We start from the raw sequence: 16,375 nt of genomic DNA on the forward strand, positions 1-16,375 counted from the left end.
ACAAAAAAAGTTAAACAACAACTATGTATTCAGAATTAACAAATACTATTGAACAATTACATTATCAAAACATCAGCGAGGAAAGAAAAATCACATTGCAACCATTAATTGATTTTGTACAGCAAAAAATGGATGAAGGAAAAGATATTAATATCAATTTCATTTGTACCCATAATTCACGCAGAAGCCATCTATCACAAATCTGGGCGCAAGCAGGAGCTTCCTATTTCAATATTCCTAATGTACATTGTTATTCGGGAGGTACGGAAGAAACAGCATTATTTCCAAAAGTAGCTGAGACACTCATTAACCAAGGCTTTAATATCTTTAAAATTGCAGATGGAAATAACTCGGTATATTCTATCAAGTACGATGATGATTCGTTACCTGTAATTGGATTTTCAAAAAGATATGATAGTGCGTTTAACCCAACTTCTGGGTTTGCTGCAATTATGACCTGCTCTCAAGCTGACGGAGGCTGTCCTTTCATTGCTGGAGCAGAGAAAAGAATCCCTATCACATATGAAGACCCTAAAATTTCTGATAACACACCACAGCAGTCTCAAGTATATGCAGAAAGAAGTTTGCAAATAGCTTCTGAAATGTTCTACGTTTTCTCTAAGATTAAAAAGTAGTTTTATGCAACCAAAACTAAAATTTCTTGACCGCTACCTTACCTTATGGATATTCTTTGCAATGGCAACAGGTATAGGTTTAGGATATTTCTTCCCTGCAATTTCACAAATAACAAATGCGATGTCAATAGGAACGACAAATATTCCATTGGCAATAGGTTTGATTTTGATGATGTATCCTCCTTTGGCAAAAGTTGATTATTCATTACTGCCTCAAGCTTTCAAAGATAAAAAAGTAGTAGGTCTTTCGTTATTTCTAAACTGGTTTGTTGGGACTGTACTGATGTTCGGATTAGCGGTTCTGTTCTTACGAAATGAACCCGATTATATGACAGGATTGATACTGATAGGTTTGGCGAGATGTATTGCAATGGTCATCGTTTGGAGTGATTTAGCCAAAGCAAACAGAGAATATACCGCTATGCTGGTTGCATTGAACAGCATTTTTCAAGTTGTTTCCTACAGCTTTTTAGTTTGGTTATTCATCAATGTATTACCGAGTAAATTAGGTTTAGCCAACTTCAATGTGACCGTATCAATGAAAGATGTTACCGAAAGTGTATTGATTTATTTAGGTATCCCATTTTTAGCAGGCTTTCTAAGTCGTTACTTTCTTATCAAATCAAAAGGTGTAGAATGGTATAACAGAAAGTTTGTTCCAAGAATATCGCCAGTTACATTGTATGCTTTATTATTTACCATAGTAATAATGTTTAGCCTGAAAGGAGATAAAATATTAGAACTGCCAATGGATGTAATAAAAGTTGCTGTACCGTTGGTCATCTATTTTGTACTGATGTTTTTTATCAGCTTCTTTATCAACAAATCTCTAAATATACCCTACGATAAAAATGCCTCAATCGCATTTACGGCTACTGGTAACAACTTTGAACTGGCGATAGCAGTAGCAATAGCTGTTTTCGGAATTCATTCTCCGCAGGCTTTTGTAGGTGTTATTGGACCATTGGTGGAAGTTCCTGTGCTTATCTTGTTAGTAAAAGCTAGTTTGTGGCTAAAGAAAAGGTATTATTGATAGTTTTACAATATTCTACTCCAACTTATTTATGAGAAGTTCAGAATTTTCTTAAACAAAAATACTGTACGTTCTTTTTTGTTAAACATTAAGTGATAATTTGAGTTTGCAAAAATCGGTCATACAAAATCAGAGTTTGTGATGAAGTAAACTCACAGCCTCTGCTCGTCTTGAAACCGTTTTCATTAAGAGCATCAGCAATTTTACCATAACTGCTTCCTGCATTCCGCAGAGATACAATGAGAGCGGTCGCTTTGCGATTGTTCTCATTTTGCAGAGCCTTCAACCTCATCATCTCATTTCCCAGCTGTCTGGCTTCTGGAGTTAGATTTTGTGGATTACCAAGTTTTATACCTTTAGCTTTGAGTTCTTGCAATGCAGCGGTTGTCCGTTTACTTATGAGTTCACGTTCTTCCTGAGCTAAACAAGCCATTATTCCGATTGTAAGCGAGTTGGCTTCTGGCATATCACAACATTTAAAATCAACATTGCTATCCTTCAATAAAAAGATAAACCCAGCGTTACGGCTGAGTCTATCTAATTTTGCGATGAGCAGGGTTGCACCCTCACTCTTACTTTTTTCTATGGCTTTCAGTAGTTGAGGTCTGTTGTCATTCTTTCCACTCTCAACCTCTTCAAACTGGTCAATCAGAATATCATCTTCTTTGAGAAAGTTTCTGACCATTGTTTTCTGTGCATCCAATCCTAATCCCGAATTTCCCTGTTGTTTGGTAGACACTCTGTAGTAGGCAATAAATTTCTTCATTTTTTAATAGTTTGGTTTGTTTGTAATGATTCTTGAAGGTTCGTTTATGAATTGTAACGACTGAGGTTTAAGTTACTTTGATGTGATATTCTTTATTGATAATTGCCATTAACTCTTCATCCGACATACTTTCTAAATCATTAGAATATTTTTGATTCCTATTATAATTTGCTTTCTGCGAACTAGGAAGCCCCCAGCCTCTATGTTTTGCTTTATGACTTAAGAAGAATATTATTGCCGTAGTATTACCATCAGCAATCTGTTGTATCAAAGACATTTCTGCAAAATCTATCGAATCTTCTAACACTTCTTGATAATCATCTTTAAACTGAGAATCTGATTTAAGCCAGTTGTAGAAAGTCTGCCTGTTTACCCTTGCCATCCTGCAAGCAGGCTGAATTACTCCCAAAGTTTTCTCCATTGCTTTTAGGAGTCTTGCCTTTTTTAGTTGGGTAGAAGTTCTATTTTGTTTCACAATCCCCTTAGATATGTCTAATTTGTCCATTTTACAAATTGATTTTCCTGTTTATTAAATATACATCTTCATTCAGTAAATCGCTTGGAATCGTCCAGTATGAATGGTTTCTGTAAGTCCAGACCCTGTAAATTATATCTTCAAACTCAACCAAGTCTCCGAAATATCGTATGTGAGAAACTATCTGTAAAAAAGTGGAATTATTACCAAATTTTTCGCGAATTGAATAAAAATGAGGGTTTTTACTCATTGTCTTCGCAAACGTCCATTCCAAACTTTCCAAAGTATCTCCTACGAATTGGTCAGTTAAATTGGAGTGACTCCGAAGTTTATAGATGTCCTCACGCCAGTATTTGCTTTGGAAAATTAAATCAATACCTTTTTCTGCCTTCACAGGGATTCCATTGGCTCTTAAAAAATCTGAAAAGATGTGGCGATAGCAAAACTCATCTCTTTGTCCATACCCAAGCAAAACAACCTTTGTGGTGTCTTCTTCTTCACAGAACTGTCTGATGTCCCTTAGTAATCTTTCTGCTCCCTTTCTTTCCAACTTCTTTCTGTAAAGCAGATTGCAGGCTAAAAAGTCTCCTGCTCTCTGATTGCTGTACATTCTGAAAATACTAAATCCTACCATCTTTTTTACTCTCTCTGAGTTTCTGAAACTTCCATAGACCTTGCCAACAACACTTACCAGTGTATAGCCTTCATAAGATTTGTTATTCAAACTTTCAAAACTTGCAGTAACTATCTCAATATCAGTGTTTATCATACATAAATTTATAAAATTTTTCGCATATACACAAATTGGAATTTCGATTAATCTATTGATTTTGAGACAGATAATGATTTTAAAGTAGATTTCTGACAACTCAACTTGTTTCTGAACAACTTCTCACTACTTTCTGGCTTTCCAGTTCTCAGAGTTTTTACTTCTTCCAGTAATTCCTACCTGTTTCTGCTCTTCTTACTGTTTTCTACTTTTTTCTTACTTTTCTCTACTGCTTTCACAGAGTAAAAAAAATTAGAGGGTAGGGCAGTAAAAGAGTTATTTTCTTTTCCCCCTAAATACCCCATTATTACTGTACACTTTTTTTCCTAATCAATAGCCCACCATTTTCTCTTCAAATGAACATTAATTTTGATGAGGTCTGCACCTTTGACCAAGATTCCTCTTGCTGATTTGATGTAATATTTTTTGTTATGACCCCAATACTTCATAAATTCTGTGCTTACTTTGTTTCCATCAGAATCTTCAAGGTAAAAGCAGTTCTTGATGATAGAGATAAACCCGAATTTCTGAGCCTCTTTTTTTAGGTTCTCTGCTGTGGTAACAGAAACGCCTAAACACTTTGCAAAGAATCGTACAGGAAAATCATAATAGTTTTTTGGAAGAGCATAAGTATTCTTTCTGGGAACTCCATTATTAGTCCCCGACACTTTGTTTTTCTTATCCAAAAATCTTTTTGAATTCCTGTAAAATCCTATGAGTGCAGCAGCACAAAAACCTCTAAAGTCTATGAAATTAGACCTGTCAAATTTTATGGCTGTGTGAAAGTATTTTTTATATTTCTGTTTTAGTTGCCGATAACTTACAACCCGTAAAGACTGGATTTTAGAATTGAAAGATAGCCACCTATTCTTGAGCATCCAATCTAAACACGTTTTTAGGGTCTTTTCGCTAATCCCAATTTCTTTTGCCCAGATTTTACAGCTGTTGGCTTTCACAGACAAATGACCGCTGGATATACATTTTAGAAAAACATATATTTTTAGATGATTGAGTTTCCTATTGACAACTGCAACCTTTATCAATCCAATTGGAATTGTTGTGTAAGCGCCCTTCATCATAACCTTACAGGGTATTGTGAGGTTTGTGGTAAAGGATATAAGCCTGCTTGCTCTAAGACTGGTTTCAGGTCGTAGAGCATCTTAAAATCAAGATAGACTTGGTTCGTAATGAGTTTCGTTACGGGTACTTAAAACGACTGTTAATCATTTGATTTCAGTCGTTTTTGTTTTAATAATAAAAGGATTAAAAAAAAGCATCAATTTTAAAATTGATGCTTTTTTATTTTATAACATTACAGGAATTATTTCAGTAACGCATTAAACGTATCTCCCTGTCTTATGTCTCCGGTATTATAACCCTTCATAAACCATTCTTCTCTTTGAGCTGAGGAACCATGAGTAAAGCTTTCCTGATTCACGTAACCTTGGCCTCTTTTCTGGATATTATCATCACCAACTGCTGCTGCAGCGCTCATTGCTTCCTGGATATCACCCGGCTCTAAGATTTTTTCCCGGCTATCCGTTTGCTTGGCCCATAATCCTGCGTAGAAATCGGCTTGTAGCTCGTTGGCAACAGAAACTCTGTTCATATCTGTTTCAGAATATCTTCCGCTTTGTCTCAGCTGATCGACTTTGTCCAATGTTCCTAACAGATTTTGAATGTGATGTCCATATTCGTGACCAAGAACATAGGCAACTGTAAATTGCCCAACCTTAGCTCCGAATTTCTGTTGCAGCTCATTGAAAAAACTCATATCCATATAGATCGTTTGGTCATTAGGACAATAGAAAGGACCCATTTCTGATTGAGCAGTTCCACATCCTGACCGGGTTACGCTTTCAAACAAAACAACTTTTGCCGGTCTGAACTGGATTCCGTTTTGGTTAAAAACATTTGTCCAAGTCTTTTCATTTTCTTTAGTGAGCATTCTTACAAATTCTCTGATGTTGAGCTCTTCTTTAGAAAGTTGTCTCTGTTCGGTCTGTTGTGGTGCAGAATTACTTCCATTATTGAGAATTGCAGAAGGATCACCACCAAGAAAGAAAACTATTGCCGCGATAATGATCGTTCCCAGACCACCACCAACAAGCATTCCACCGCCGCCACCTGAGCCGCGTCTGTCGTCAACATTGTCACTTCTATCGTTTGTCCATTTCATGATTGATATTTTGTGTTTTTAAAATTAAGAAATTCTTTTATAGCTATAACGAAAAATTATGCCGTTGTTTGTCAATAGCTCCGATAGTAGTAGAGACATCCTTTTTTGTTTTCTTATCCTAGTTTTCTTTGATGATAAAAACGTTTTGAAAGACAAAAAAGATACAGCCCTTCCACTCTACCGGTATTAATCTTCTGGAAATTTTATTATAAAGAAACTTTTGTATTGAAGTCAATCATTTTCAATGCCGTAACAGCTGCTTCTACACCTTTGTTACCAAGGTTTCCACCACTTCTGGCAATCGATTGTTCTTTGGTGTCGTCTGTCAAAACACAGAAAATCGCAGGTGTATCTGTCAATATGTTGCAATCTTTGATCCCTTGGGTTACACCTGAACAAACATATTCGAAATGTGGCGTTTCCCCACGGATAACGTTGCCAATTGCAATCACTGCTGCAAATTTGTTGGAGCGGCAAAGTTTCATCGCTGCAAAACTCAACTCGAATGCGCCGGGAACATAATAAATATGAATGTTTTCTTCCTTGATGCCTTCTGCTTTCAGCGTTTCGACTGCGCCGTTTCTCAGATTGTAGGTTACAAAATCGTTCCACTCAGAAACAACAATGCCGATAGAATATTCATCGGCATTGGATATGTTGAGCGGCTTATAATCTGATAGATTAGTTGTTGCCATTGTTTAGTAATATTTTGTCATTTCTATGAAAGCATCGGATTGCCCGTTGTCATAGTCTTGATATTTTTCATCGATTGTAGCGAAATATTTTTTAGCGTCAGCATTTTTCTTAAGAGCCAAAGCTAACATTCCCGCTTTTTTTGTGAAATAATAAGATGTGTAAGCATCGTCTGAAGCAGAAGAAGCTTTGTCAGCCATTGCTAATGCATCATCAGCTTTGTTAAGGTTGGATAGGCAATCTGCCATTGCGCCATATTTAAGCGCTACCAAAACTTTGTTATCTGAACTGAAATTATCTAACAGATCATAAGCTTTCTGATAATTTCCTTTTTTGAATTCGATAAGACCGGCATTGTAAGCAGATAGTTTACCAGCTTTTGTACTCCCGTATTCTTCATAAGTTCCAATGAAACCTGGGTTCGCAACGGATTTTCCACCAAGAGCAAGGTCTTCTTTTCCATCGGCTAGGTTTTTCTGAGCGGCAAGATAACTTTTTGTAGCTTCCTCATTTTTAGGACCAATAATAAATTGCTGATATCCGAACCACCCCAAAACTGCAACGATTAGAACTCCAAATGCGATGCTGAGTGCTTTTGCATTTTTTTCCAAAAATGACTCGATATTAAGTGCTTCTTTATCAAGGTCTTTGAAGAATTCCACAGTTTCCTTTCCTTCCTGTTCGTGATTTTTGTTATGCTGGTTTGCCATAATTTTTTTAATAAATAGACTGCAAATTTAATGTTTTCCTTTTGATATGCAAAAACTTCTTTTTCTGATGGTTAAAATATTTTAATATTTCAGAATAGAATAAACTTCTGCGTCAAATTTTTTGAGTCTTTCCACACCATTCAGATCTTTCAAATCAATCAAAAAACTGAATTGTGCAGGAATTGCCCCTTGCTTTGAAACTAACTTCGCTGCAGCTTCCGTAGTTCCGCCTGTTGCCAATAGGTCGTCATGGATCAGAACGCGTTGTCCGGGTTTAAGATGACCTGTTTTCATTTCGATTTCTGCAGAGCCATATTCCAGATCATATTTTTCTCCGATAAACGGCGGTGGTAATTTGCCTGCTTTTCTTATTAAAACAAAAGGAACGTCCAAAGCAACGGCAATGGCAATCCCGAAGAGATAACCACGGCTTTCGATTCCGCAAACGACATCAATTTTTCCACGACTGAAATTGGCTAAATCAGCAATCACTTCCTCATATAACTTTGGCTGAAGAAAAATCGGACAAATATCTTTGAACTGAATCCCCGGAATCGGAAAATCAGGAATATTTTCTATTGTGCCTTCTAATTTTTTAATCAATTCTGCGGATGCCATCTTCTGTTTTAATTGTTGATTTTATAAGTGGTGATTTTCCAGTTGTTATTAACAGCTTTCAGTCCGTAAGTGACATTGAGTGAAGTTGTTTTCCCGTTTTTGTCGGTCACATCATACGTTACGTTAACATTAGCAGAATTATCTTTGTTGTAGGGAACAGAAATGTTCTTAACACTGATATTCTTAACCGAACCAAAGCCTGAGTTAGGGTTAGAAAATTTGTCATATGATCCCCAGTTTGGATTATCAGCGGATTCATAGGCTGCTTTGAAATTCTGTGAGGATAAATTATTAAGAAATTTTGTTACCGTTGCTTTTGGATCAGCTGTGTTTTTTGCTGGAGCCGGAAGTGGAATAGTTTCTCCGGTTTGTGGATTGACTTCAGGATTTTGATTAACCTGAGTAGAATCAGAAGCAACAGGAGCCGGCGGAGTGTAAAGGGCATTGCCATTTACAGGAATTCCTGTCTTGATCATTTGTAACAACTTTTTAGTTGTTTTAACACTCAATTTTACATCGATTTTATCTTCAAAGATTTTTTCTTTTGGGAGCTTTGAATACATGATGGTGAATCCTCTGAATGCAGGATCCTGCATCAGGTTTTTAGACGTTGAGATTTTGTTGCCTCCGCTGGAGATTTCCATTATCGTTTCCAAAGCTGCTCCGTCGAAACTGACCTTGTTGCCATTATTATCAACCAATTGCGGAATTACAATTAATCCTTTTGAACCCGTCAGGCTATCACCCGCAATATTCCTTACCACAATATTGAGAGCCGCTGCGTCCACATCATTAGGATCTTTTTCAGAAGCAATCTCGTTACCGAAAATGTTCATTTCTCCTAAGCTTGGTGGCGCCGTACTGCTCCATGCAATGCCGTTTTTCTGGGCAACCTGATCGGCCATTGCAAAGATTTCTGCTGTCTTTTTACCGTCGAGAAGTTTTCCGAGAGCTGCGATTTCTGCAATGTCGCCGTCTGCTTCTACCCCGAAGGTTTTCAGAATGTATAAAGCTTCATTAAATTTTACCTGCTTCAAGGTTGGAAGACTGGAAGCCATATCATTAATACTTTCCTGGAAACTTTTACGGCTGCTTCCGTCAACACTTGTTTTTTTACATCCTATCATAAACATGAACAATGCTGCTAAGAGACAATATTTTATGTGCTTCATTTTCAGTAAGATTTATTTTTAAAAATAAGAAATAAGTTTGATTCGTAAGTCCTTAGATCAATTAATATGCAAAATTAAATTTAAAATTTATAATTTTCCGATTTTTCAAAGAAAATTAAAAAAAGTAACTTTACGGAAAATTACAGTTAATGCAGAACAAATTGGTTATTGATATTCACAGTTTTTCTTATAAAAAAAAAGGAATTCCTAAAGATGCATCAGGGAACGGCGGTGGTTTCGTTTTTGATTGCCGGGGAATCCTCAATCCAGGGAGAATTGAAGAATACAAATCACAGACAGGTAACGATATAGGAGTCCAGGAGTTTTTGGAACAAAAAACAGAAATGCCTCAGTTTTTAAAATCGGTTCAAAGTCTTATTTCTATCAGTATCAAAAACTACTTGGAAAGAGGTTTTGAACACCTGCAGATCAATTTTGGCTGTACTGGTGGGCAACACCGTTCGGTTTATTCTGCGATTAAAACGGCTGAATTCATCAGACAGAATTTCCCGGATGCGGAAGTGAGAGTTTACCACGATGAACAATTGCATTTAAATCCCGCAACCGTATGAAAGCAATGATTTTTGCGGCAGGAATGGGAACCCGGTTAAAACCCTTCACTGACAGTCATCCGAAAGCTTTGGCACAAGTTAATGGCGTTCCGTTGTTAGAAAGAAATATCAAGTATCTTCAGGGTTATGGGATTAATGATTTTGTCATTAATATTCACCATTTCGGAGGTCAGATTTTAGCTTTTTTAGCTGAGAATGATAATTTCGGAGCCAACATCGAAATCTCTAACGAGTCCGAGAAACTTCTGGAAACTGGAGGCGGATTGTTGTTTGCTAAACGTTTTTTAGAAAATGAGAAAACATTTCTGATCATGAATGTTGATATTCTGACAGATCTTAATATTAGTAATTTTATCAGACTTCACGAAACCAAAGGTGCAATGATTACATTAGCAGTTTCGGATAGAGACAGTTCCAGAAAACTGTTGTTTAATGATAATATGTATTTGAAAGGTTGGAAAAATCTGAAGGATAATAAAAAGAAAGTCGTTGGCGGAATTTTTAAATTAAGAGAATTAGCTTTCAGTGGAGTTCATTGTGTAAATTCGGAGATATTTGACAAGATGACCAGAACAGGTAAATTTTCTATTATGGATGAATATATGGACCTGATGAAAGAAGATATTATTATTGGCTATCAGCACACGTCTAATTTGATAGACGTTGGTAAACCCGAATCGATTGCTGAAGCAGAAAAATTATTCAAATGACACAACAAGACGAAGAAAAAAGACTGCACGATAGTCTCAGGCAAAAAACCTGGGACGAGACCATTACCAAAGACAGTTGGATGGTTTTCAGGATTATGTCGGAATTTGTAGATGGTTACGAGAAAATGGTACGCATTGGGCCTTGCGTTTCCATATTCGGTTCTGCAAGACTGAAAGAAGACAGTTATTACTATAAAATGGCTTCAGAAATTGCTAAGAAAATTACCGAAATTGGATTTGGAGTTATTACCGGAGGCGGTCCGGGAATAATGGAGGCCGGCAACAGAGGTGCAAGTGGGCACGGAAAATCGATAGGGCTGAATATTGAACTGCCTTTTGAACAGCATTTTAATCCTTATGTAGATAAAGGTTATAATATCAATTTTGATTATTTTTTCGTTAGAAAGGTAATGTTTGTGAAATATTCCCAGGGTTTCGTCGTAATGCCTGGCGGTTTCGGAACATTGGATGAATTATCGGAAGCTTTGACATTAATCCAAACCAACAAAATCGGAAAGTTTCCTATTGTATTAGTTGGAAGCGAGTTCTGGAGCGGCTTACTGGATTGGTTCAAAGGAACGTTAGTAAAAGAAGGATTGATCGCAGAACAGGATCTTTCGCTTTTCAGAGTTGTGGATACTGCGGATGATGCGGTAGCGCACATCAAAGCATTTTATGATAAATATTCGGTGAGTGTCAACTTCTAACATCTGGCATATAATTTGACCGATACCTATACTAAAAGTTATTAAATATTACAAAAATGAAAAAATCATTATTTATATTGTCTTTGGGGATTTTGCTTATCAGCTTTTTCAGTTTCAAAGATTTTGACTTCTTTTCGTCAATGACCAAAGTGGATTATATTGATGGAAGTAAGACTCTTAAATTTACTACCAAACTTAATACTAATCATATCTCACAAGCGGTAAGAATTGATCCGGCAACAGCAGGTTTCGAGGCAGAAGTAAAAAAATATGTGAACAACAATGTGGATGTTGCAGTAAACGGAGCTCCTAAAACATTGACGTTTACAGGAAGCCAAGTCAATGGAGAATCTGTTTGGGTTTATTACGAAGTGGGAAATGTTTCTGATATTTCCAGCCTGAGAATCAAAAACAGTATCCTGATTGGCCAGTTTCCGAAACAAGTCAATATAATGAACATTACTTATAAAGGGAGTCTGAAAACACTCAATTTCCAAAAAGGAAAAGAATCTGCAGAAGTTACTTTCTAAATAATACCAAAGTCGGCAATGAGCCGACTTTTTTATTTATTCTGTTTCGATAATGATGAATTGATCTTTGTCCTTAAACTGATGATCTTTATCCATCAGATCTTTGAGGTTGAAAACAGCTTCTATTGTATTGTTATCAGTTTTTTTTATCCAGTCGTGCTTACCTTTGATGGATTTGATTTTCTTTTCAAAAACCAATTTGTTTTTAAAATCCATATCCATCATATTCAAAAAGGTGCTCATCTCTTCGGGGCTTGCTGAGTCTCCTTTATCATCACCTTTCAGAATACCCTGAAGTTCTTCCGGAGACATCTGAAGTTTTGACGTATCAATTCTCAGGATTTTGCCATCCCAATCTTCAAAAGCCGAATTATTCATTACAGAACTTTCCTTTCCCATCAATGGTCCGGCAGCGGCTAATTCTTCCTTTGTCAGAGGTTCCGATTTTACAGAAAAACCTTTGAAATCATTTGCATCGAAATTACCTTTGAAGAATAATTTTTTCAGAATTTTTATAGAATCCTGATTTGTGGTTATTTTTCCATCCTCTTTTTGAAGGTCGTAAAGACTTTTCCAATCTCTCGGATATTTTTCCATTTTAAGGAAGTCCTGATCCTGATTTAGAGAATCTGGCATCAATCCTTTCATCATTTCCAAAGCCTGAGCCATATCGATATCTGTCGCAAAGCTGAATTTTTTATCAGCATAATAATGATTGGTCGTAGATACGGAACAGGACTGTAATGCAAATGTCCCGACAATGAGAATAATGATATTCCAAAAAGTGAAGTACTTAATCATGAGTGATTTGTATAATTAAAAAATTAAATCTAAGAATTAATGACAATTGGTGTGATCCATATGGAATCCATCTGTAGAGTGTTGAACCTGCAATGATTCTGGTTTTGGTGAAACGTAAGGTATTCCCAATTCTAAACCCCTCAGAATAAATAATCCACCCAAAAAGATCATCATTACAGGAATCAGTCTTAAAATTTTTACCCGGAAAGTTGTTGTGATGAAATTTCCTAAAAAAACTACAGTAAACATAAACGGAAACGTCCCCAGACCAAACAGCAACATGAACAGTGAGCCCTGCCAGATTCCGCCTGCAGCTAATGAAGCCGTCAGAGCCATATAAACCATTCCGCAGGGTAGAAAACCATTAAGTATTCCGGTTGCAAAACGGGATTTGTAATCGGGGCGCTGAAGAATTTTTCCCAATTTCATTTTTACTTTTAGCAGCGCTTTCGAAACAAAAGGAATTTTGGTTGCAAAGTCCTTCCCACCAAATGACGAAATGGCCATAATTATTAAAAGAATTCCTACAGAAACGGTTAAATATTTTTGAAACCCAGCCAGTTCAAAGCTCTGACCAATAATTCCTAGAACGGCACCCAAAATAGAGTAGGTGAGGATTCTTCCTAGTTGATAAGTGAGGTTTTGTAAATAAAAGTTAGCTTTCTGATTCTTGGTAAGACCCATAGACAAAGCGATAGGACCGCACATCCCAATACAATGGAATCCTGATGCGAAGCCCAATCCAATCGCTGATATTATGAATGTCATTTCCATTGAATATCGTAATCTATCTGATATGGTTTTTTATTTTGTGTCCATTTCAATTTCAATGTATAAGAACCTTTGGAAATTACTTTTTTAGGAATCAGGAATAGATTATGTTGTAAGACGATTTCTTTTTTTACGTCCAGATTAGAATCATCTGTACGGAAAAGTATAAAATTTACTTTGTTTTCATCTGTTTTGATACTTTCCGGAAAAGTAATCAGCATGCCTTCGCTTGTTGCTTTATATGCCGGCAGCTGTTCCAGTTTTGCCGCATTGTCTTTTGCATCAATTATTTTCTGATATTCCAATTCTTCTTCATAATAATTGTTAGAGATCATATCTGCATTCTGCTTCCCAATCGGGAATATAAAAATCAGAAATAAGATGAAGAGGATAAAACATCCCAATGCAATAGCCAAACCGTGTCCCCAATGTAATTTTTTCATTTCTGATCTTTATTAAAATTGAAATTTGAAAGGACCTTCGAAATAAGTATTGTAAGAATCCAGCAATTCACCATTCATATCATAAACCCCAAGCGTCAGATTTTGTTTTGAAAGTTTAATTTGACTTTCCGGGAAACTTACATTAATGGTTCCTTTTATCATTGCATCACGTTTCAAAATGATTTTGTTCGATGAATAACCCGATGATATCTCTCCGTTGGAAGGTTCAATGATTTTGATAATAACAGTTTTTGTCTCGTTAGATTTGTTGAGAAACGTATAATTATAAGTATTAGTGATTTTCCCATCTCTTACAAAGAAAGTGGATCCAGGAGGTTTAAGGAATTTGGCTTCCATTTCGCCTCTGTTGTAAATAAGATAGCCTAAGAATCCAACCAATAATGTTAAAATGACCGTATAGATTTTCATCTTTCCGGAAAATTTGAAGCGTTGTTGCTCTTCGATTTCTTTTTCGGAAGCATAACGGATCAAACCTGTTGGCAAGCCTACTTTTATCATTACTTCATCACAGGCATCAATACAGGCTGTACAGTTGACACATTCCATTTGTAATCCGTCTCTGATATCGATCCCGGTAGGACAAACCACAACACATTGTTTGCAATCTATACAATCACCTTTTCCTACAGCTCGTCTGTCTTCTCCTTTTTTCCATTTGGAGCGGTTTTCTCCTCTTTTATAATCGTAGAAAACGTTGATGGTTTCTTTATCGATCAAAACGCCTTGTAATCTTCCGTATGGACAAACCATTGTACAAACCTGTTCTCTGAACCATGCAAACACAAAATAAAATGCAGCGGTAAAAAGAATCATGACCAAAAAATTAGTAGGCTTTTCAAACGGCCCCTGTTGCATGATTCTGAAGACTTCCTCATAACCCACAATGTACATGAACATAATATGAGTGATAATGACTGAAATCAGAATGAAAATGAACCATTTTAATGATCTTTTCCAGATTTTCTCAGTATTCCAGGGTTGATTGTCCAGCTTGATCTGCTTGTTTCTGTCGCCTTCTATTGCATATTCTATTTTGCGGAAAATCATTTCTAAAAAGATCGTTTGCGGACAAATCCATCCACAAAAGATCCTCCCGAAGGCAACCGTAAAAAGAATAATGAATATTAATGAAGTAATTGCCCCTAACGCCAAAATGAAAAAATCCTGAGGATAAAAAGGCTGACCGAATATGAAAAACTGACGGTCTATGATATTGAACATCAATAGCGGATTCCCGTTGAACTTAAGGAATGGCAATGTAAAATAGACTATTAATAAGAAGATGCTTACGAGAACTCTGTAATTGGTATATTTCCCCTTAGGTTTTCTTGGATAAACCCATCTTCTCTTTCCGGTATTATCCATTGTACCAACAGAGTCTCTGAATGTCTCAGCTTCTACTACCCAGCTTTCGGCTTCGTTGTATTTTTTTTCTGTAGTACTCATGTTATTTAGATAAAAAAAAGAGATTGTCCGAAAAATGAATTAGTTATAATTCTTTTTTCAAATATCATTCCTAAATAGAACGATATCCTTTGACAATCTCTTTGTATGTATTAATTAGATTTTTCCCAGTGTGCCTCAGTTCCCTGAGGAGCAGCACCACCTTGTGCAGGTGTGATAGGAGCCTGTTCCTGATTGATATGATAGACGTAAGCTGCTACAGCCTGCATTTCAAAACCATTCACAACGCCATTCTTACCCCAAGCCTGCATTGTAGGGTTATTTTTACTTCCGTTTTCAACCATGTAGAATACATTCTTGAATAATGTTTTCTCCGGCTGATTGATCCAGAAATTATCTGTTAAGTTAGGTCCGATTCCTCCTTTTCCGCCTTCACCGTGACAAGAAACGCAGTTAGTTTCGAATACGGCTTTACCAGCTTCCACATTATCTTCAGAAAAAACAGCCGTTTCAAGTGTTGGTTGAGTTACTGTTGCCATATAATCATTGATGGCAGCGGTTTGCTCTCTGTATTCTTGCTCGTATTCTTTGTAAGGATGTGCGAAATCTGTCAGGAAATATGATGATACATATAAAATACAATATGCAACTCCAAAGTAGAAAAGGCCTAACCACCATTTTGGAAGCTGATTGTCAAGCTCCATAATTCCGTCGAATCCATGGTCGATAAGGATATCTTTTTCTTCTTTTTCAGACTGGCTTTTGAATGCTCCGTTCCATAGGTATTGGAAATAAGGCACTTTTTTCTCGGTCAGATATTTTGCTTTTTCGGTGTCCGTTAATTTTTTGAATTTTTCATTCTCAATCAAATCACCAATTGCATTCTGAATGAAAACTACAATGATGCTGATCAAAGCTGTTCCCAAGAAATATCTGGATGTCAGAAAGTCTGATGTTTGTGAGAACATATAAAAAACGACAAGTAATAATCCTAAAACGATTAAAATATTAATATAAACAGGTGTTCTTCTTTTCATGATTAATTTCTTTATAAGTTACAAAGTTTGATCTTCGTCATCGTCTTTTTCCAGCGGTGCATTCTCTTCTTCGTTGTAATACTTTTTCGGTCTGTTGATTACAATATAAACCACAACCAGAAAAAACAGAATGAAGATGATCATTGCTAAAGTTTGGAAAAAACCTGCGTTTTCCACATTGGAGACGATGTCTTTAAAACTTTGCGGAATCATTTTATTTAATTTTAATTACTAGCAGTTTTTATTTCTGTTGTTTTGATATCGGTTCCCAGCCTTTGCAGGTAAGATATCAATGCCACAATCTCTCTCTTTTCAAGCGGTACAAATTG

General features: G+C 36.3%; 21 protein-coding genes. 6 read left to right on the plus strand and 15 right to left on the minus strand.

What is annotated here, in order from left to right; all coding sequences use genetic code 11:
• Positions 1-23: 23 nt before the first annotated feature.
• Positions 24-635 (plus strand): arsenate-mycothiol transferase ArsC, encoded by a 612-nt coding sequence (locus tag QOL71_RS16020; protein ID WP_283417897.1) that lies wholly within the window; start codon positions 24-26, stop codon positions 633-635.
• 4 nt (positions 636-639) lie between these two features.
• Positions 640-1,668, plus strand: coding sequence for an ACR3 family arsenite efflux transporter (arsB, locus tag QOL71_RS16025; protein WP_283417898.1), 1,029 nt, complete (start codon positions 640-642; stop codon positions 1,666-1,668).
• Positions 1,669-1,756: 88 nt separating this feature from the next.
• Here arsB and QOL71_RS16030 read toward each other — a convergent pair whose 3' ends face one another.
• The 9 genes from QOL71_RS16030 to QOL71_RS16070 all read right to left on the minus strand — a co-directional run bounded on the left by QOL71_RS16030 (position 1,757) and on the right by QOL71_RS16070 (position 9,050).
• A complete protein-coding gene (locus QOL71_RS16030) occupies positions 1,757-2,434 on the minus strand; it encodes a recombinase family protein (protein ID WP_283417899.1) in 678 nt (225 codons plus the stop codon).
• A 67-nt stretch (positions 2,435-2,501) separates the two neighbouring features.
• Positions 2,502-2,939 carry a hypothetical protein gene (locus QOL71_RS16035; RefSeq protein ID WP_283417900.1) on the minus strand — a complete coding sequence of 146 codons (438 nt, stop codon included), beginning with the start codon at positions 2,937-2,939 and terminating at the stop codon, positions 2,502-2,504.
• A 1-nt stretch (position 2,940) separates the two neighbouring features.
• Complete coding sequence (locus QOL71_RS16040; RefSeq protein WP_283417901.1) at positions 2,941-3,678, minus strand: hypothetical protein; 738 nt, start codon at positions 3,676-3,678, stop codon at positions 2,941-2,943.
• 326 nt (positions 3,679-4,004) lie between these two features.
• The gene (locus QOL71_RS16045) at positions 4,005-4,757 is read right to left on the minus strand and encodes a hypothetical protein (protein WP_283417902.1); all 753 of its coding nucleotides are present in this window, start codon (positions 4,755-4,757) and stop codon (positions 4,005-4,007) included.
• Positions 4,758-4,999: 242 nt separating this feature from the next.
• Positions 5,000-5,857, minus strand: coding sequence for a KPN_02809 family neutral zinc metallopeptidase (gene ypfJ / locus QOL71_RS16050; RefSeq protein WP_283417903.1), 858 nt, complete (start codon positions 5,855-5,857; stop codon positions 5,000-5,002).
• A 206-nt stretch (positions 5,858-6,063) separates the two neighbouring features.
• A complete protein-coding gene (ribH, locus tag QOL71_RS16055; protein ID WP_283417904.1) occupies positions 6,064-6,552 on the minus strand; it encodes a 6,7-dimethyl-8-ribityllumazine synthase in 489 nt (162 codons plus the stop codon).
• A 3-nt stretch (positions 6,553-6,555) separates the two neighbouring features.
• On the minus strand, positions 6,556-7,260 hold the full coding sequence (locus QOL71_RS16060) for a YfgM family protein (RefSeq protein ID WP_283417905.1): 705 nt from the start codon (positions 7,258-7,260) through the stop codon (positions 6,556-6,558).
• A gap of 81 nt (positions 7,261-7,341) precedes the next feature.
• Positions 7,342-7,878, minus strand: a complete 537-nt coding sequence (locus tag QOL71_RS16065; RefSeq protein WP_283417906.1) for an adenine phosphoribosyltransferase — start codon at positions 7,876-7,878, stop codon at positions 7,342-7,344.
• Positions 7,879-7,886: 8 nt separating this feature from the next.
• Positions 7,887-9,050 carry an NTF2-like N-terminal transpeptidase domain-containing protein gene (locus tag QOL71_RS16070; protein ID WP_283417907.1) on the minus strand — a complete coding sequence of 388 codons (1,164 nt, stop codon included), beginning with the start codon at positions 9,048-9,050 and terminating at the stop codon, positions 7,887-7,889.
• A gap of 149 nt (positions 9,051-9,199) precedes the next feature.
• Here QOL71_RS16070 and QOL71_RS16075 point away from each other — a divergent pair, with 149 nt between their 5' ends.
• From QOL71_RS16075 to QOL71_RS16090, 4 genes are read left to right on the plus strand one after another with little or no spacing between them, the layout of a single operon-like run.
• Positions 9,200-9,622 (plus strand): RapZ C-terminal domain-containing protein, encoded by a 423-nt coding sequence (locus tag QOL71_RS16075; RefSeq protein ID WP_283417908.1) that lies wholly within the window; start codon positions 9,200-9,202, stop codon positions 9,620-9,622.
• Positions 9,619-10,332, plus strand: a complete 714-nt coding sequence (locus tag QOL71_RS16080) for a nucleotidyltransferase family protein (protein WP_283417909.1) — start codon at positions 9,619-9,621, stop codon at positions 10,330-10,332. The genes QOL71_RS16075 and QOL71_RS16080 overlap by 4 nt, the downstream gene beginning before the upstream one ends.
• A complete protein-coding gene (locus QOL71_RS16085; RefSeq protein ID WP_283417910.1) occupies positions 10,329-11,039 on the plus strand; it encodes an LOG family protein in 711 nt (236 codons plus the stop codon). Before QOL71_RS16080 ends, QOL71_RS16085 begins: the two co-directional genes overlap by 4 nt.
• Positions 11,040-11,095: 56 nt before the next feature.
• Entirely contained in the window at positions 11,096-11,569 is a 474-nt protein-coding gene (locus QOL71_RS16090; protein ID WP_283417911.1) for a DUF6702 family protein, read from the plus strand.
• A 36-nt stretch (positions 11,570-11,605) separates the two neighbouring features.
• On the opposite strand, the gene QOL71_RS16095 is transcribed toward QOL71_RS16090, so the two are convergent.
• From QOL71_RS16095 to QOL71_RS16120, 6 genes are all read right to left on the minus strand, one after another.
• A complete protein-coding gene (locus QOL71_RS16095; protein WP_283417912.1) occupies positions 11,606-12,370 on the minus strand; it encodes a hypothetical protein in 765 nt (254 codons plus the stop codon).
• A gap of 36 nt (positions 12,371-12,406) precedes the next feature.
• A complete protein-coding gene (locus QOL71_RS16100) occupies positions 12,407-13,144 on the minus strand; it encodes a sulfite exporter TauE/SafE family protein (RefSeq protein ID WP_283417913.1) in 738 nt (245 codons plus the stop codon).
• Complete coding sequence (locus tag QOL71_RS16105; protein WP_283417914.1) at positions 13,135-13,584, minus strand: FixH family protein; 450 nt, start codon at positions 13,582-13,584, stop codon at positions 13,135-13,137. Before QOL71_RS16105 ends, QOL71_RS16100 begins: the two co-directional genes overlap by 10 nt.
• A gap of 12 nt (positions 13,585-13,596) precedes the next feature.
• Positions 13,597-15,051 (minus strand): cytochrome c oxidase accessory protein CcoG, encoded by a 1,455-nt coding sequence (ccoG, locus tag QOL71_RS16110; RefSeq protein ID WP_283417915.1) that lies wholly within the window; start codon positions 15,049-15,051, stop codon positions 13,597-13,599.
• A 110-nt stretch (positions 15,052-15,161) separates the two neighbouring features.
• The gene (locus QOL71_RS16115; protein ID WP_283417916.1) at positions 15,162-16,046 is read right to left on the minus strand and encodes a cbb3-type cytochrome c oxidase N-terminal domain-containing protein; all 885 of its coding nucleotides are present in this window, start codon (positions 16,044-16,046) and stop codon (positions 15,162-15,164) included.
• Positions 16,047-16,064: 18 nt separating this feature from the next.
• Positions 16,065-16,259, minus strand: a complete 195-nt coding sequence (locus tag QOL71_RS16120) for a CcoQ/FixQ family Cbb3-type cytochrome c oxidase assembly chaperone (RefSeq protein WP_283417917.1) — start codon at positions 16,257-16,259, stop codon at positions 16,065-16,067.
• Positions 16,260-16,375 lie beyond the last annotated feature (116 nt).

Source organism: Epilithonimonas pallida, from assembly GCF_900182975.1.
Classification (GTDB): domain Bacteria; phylum Bacteroidota; class Bacteroidia; order Flavobacteriales; family Weeksellaceae; genus Epilithonimonas; species Epilithonimonas pallida.

What these genes read in the sequence shown, in the direction of transcription:
- QOL71_RS16020 (WP_283417897.1), top strand. Translation starts at nt 24, where the DNA reads ATGTATTCAGAATTAACAAATACTATTGAACAATTACATTATCAAAAC.
- arsB (WP_283417898.1), top strand. Translation starts at nt 640, where the DNA reads ATGCAACCAAAACTAAAATTTCTTGACCGCTACCTTACCTTATGGATA.
- QOL71_RS16030 (WP_283417899.1), bottom strand. Translation starts at nt 2,434, where the DNA reads ATGAAGAAATTTATTGCCTACTACAGAGTGTCTACCAAACAACAGGGA.
- QOL71_RS16035 (WP_283417900.1), bottom strand. Translation starts at nt 2,939, where the DNA reads ATGGACAAATTAGACATATCTAAGGGGATTGTGAAACAAAATAGAACT.
- QOL71_RS16040 (WP_283417901.1), bottom strand. Translation starts at nt 3,678, where the DNA reads ATGATAAACACTGATATTGAGATAGTTACTGCAAGTTTTGAAAGTTTG.
- QOL71_RS16045 (WP_283417902.1), bottom strand. Translation starts at nt 4,757, where the DNA reads ATGATGAAGGGCGCTTACACAACAATTCCAATTGGATTGATAAAGGTT.
- ypfJ (WP_283417903.1), bottom strand. Translation starts at nt 5,857, where the DNA reads ATGAAATGGACAAACGATAGAAGTGACAATGTTGACGACAGACGCGGC.
- ribH (WP_283417904.1), bottom strand. Translation starts at nt 6,552, where the DNA reads ATGGCAACAACTAATCTATCAGATTATAAGCCGCTCAACATATCCAAT.
- QOL71_RS16060 (WP_283417905.1), bottom strand. Translation starts at nt 7,260, where the DNA reads ATGGCAAACCAGCATAACAAAAATCACGAACAGGAAGGAAAGGAAACT.
- QOL71_RS16065 (WP_283417906.1), bottom strand. Translation starts at nt 7,878, where the DNA reads ATGGCATCCGCAGAATTGATTAAAAAATTAGAAGGCACAATAGAAAAT.
- QOL71_RS16070 (WP_283417907.1), bottom strand. Translation starts at nt 9,050, where the DNA reads ATGAAGCACATAAAATATTGTCTCTTAGCAGCATTGTTCATGTTTATG.
- QOL71_RS16075 (WP_283417908.1), top strand. Translation starts at nt 9,200, where the DNA reads ATGCAGAACAAATTGGTTATTGATATTCACAGTTTTTCTTATAAAAAA.
- QOL71_RS16080 (WP_283417909.1), top strand. Translation starts at nt 9,619, where the DNA reads ATGAAAGCAATGATTTTTGCGGCAGGAATGGGAACCCGGTTAAAACCC.
- QOL71_RS16085 (WP_283417910.1), top strand. Translation starts at nt 10,329, where the DNA reads ATGACACAACAAGACGAAGAAAAAAGACTGCACGATAGTCTCAGGCAA.
- QOL71_RS16090 (WP_283417911.1), top strand. Translation starts at nt 11,096, where the DNA reads ATGAAAAAATCATTATTTATATTGTCTTTGGGGATTTTGCTTATCAGC.
- QOL71_RS16095 (WP_283417912.1), bottom strand. Translation starts at nt 12,370, where the DNA reads ATGATTAAGTACTTCACTTTTTGGAATATCATTATTCTCATTGTCGGG.
- QOL71_RS16100 (WP_283417913.1), bottom strand. Translation starts at nt 13,144, where the DNA reads ATGGAAATGACATTCATAATATCAGCGATTGGATTGGGCTTCGCATCA.
- QOL71_RS16105 (WP_283417914.1), bottom strand. Translation starts at nt 13,584, where the DNA reads ATGAAAAAATTACATTGGGGACACGGTTTGGCTATTGCATTGGGATGT.
- ccoG (WP_283417915.1), bottom strand. Translation starts at nt 15,051, where the DNA reads ATGAGTACTACAGAAAAAAAATACAACGAAGCCGAAAGCTGGGTAGTA.
- QOL71_RS16115 (WP_283417916.1), bottom strand. Translation starts at nt 16,046, where the DNA reads ATGAAAAGAAGAACACCTGTTTATATTAATATTTTAATCGTTTTAGGA.
- QOL71_RS16120 (WP_283417917.1), bottom strand. Translation starts at nt 16,259, where the DNA reads ATGATTCCGCAAAGTTTTAAAGACATCGTCTCCAATGTGGAAAACGCA.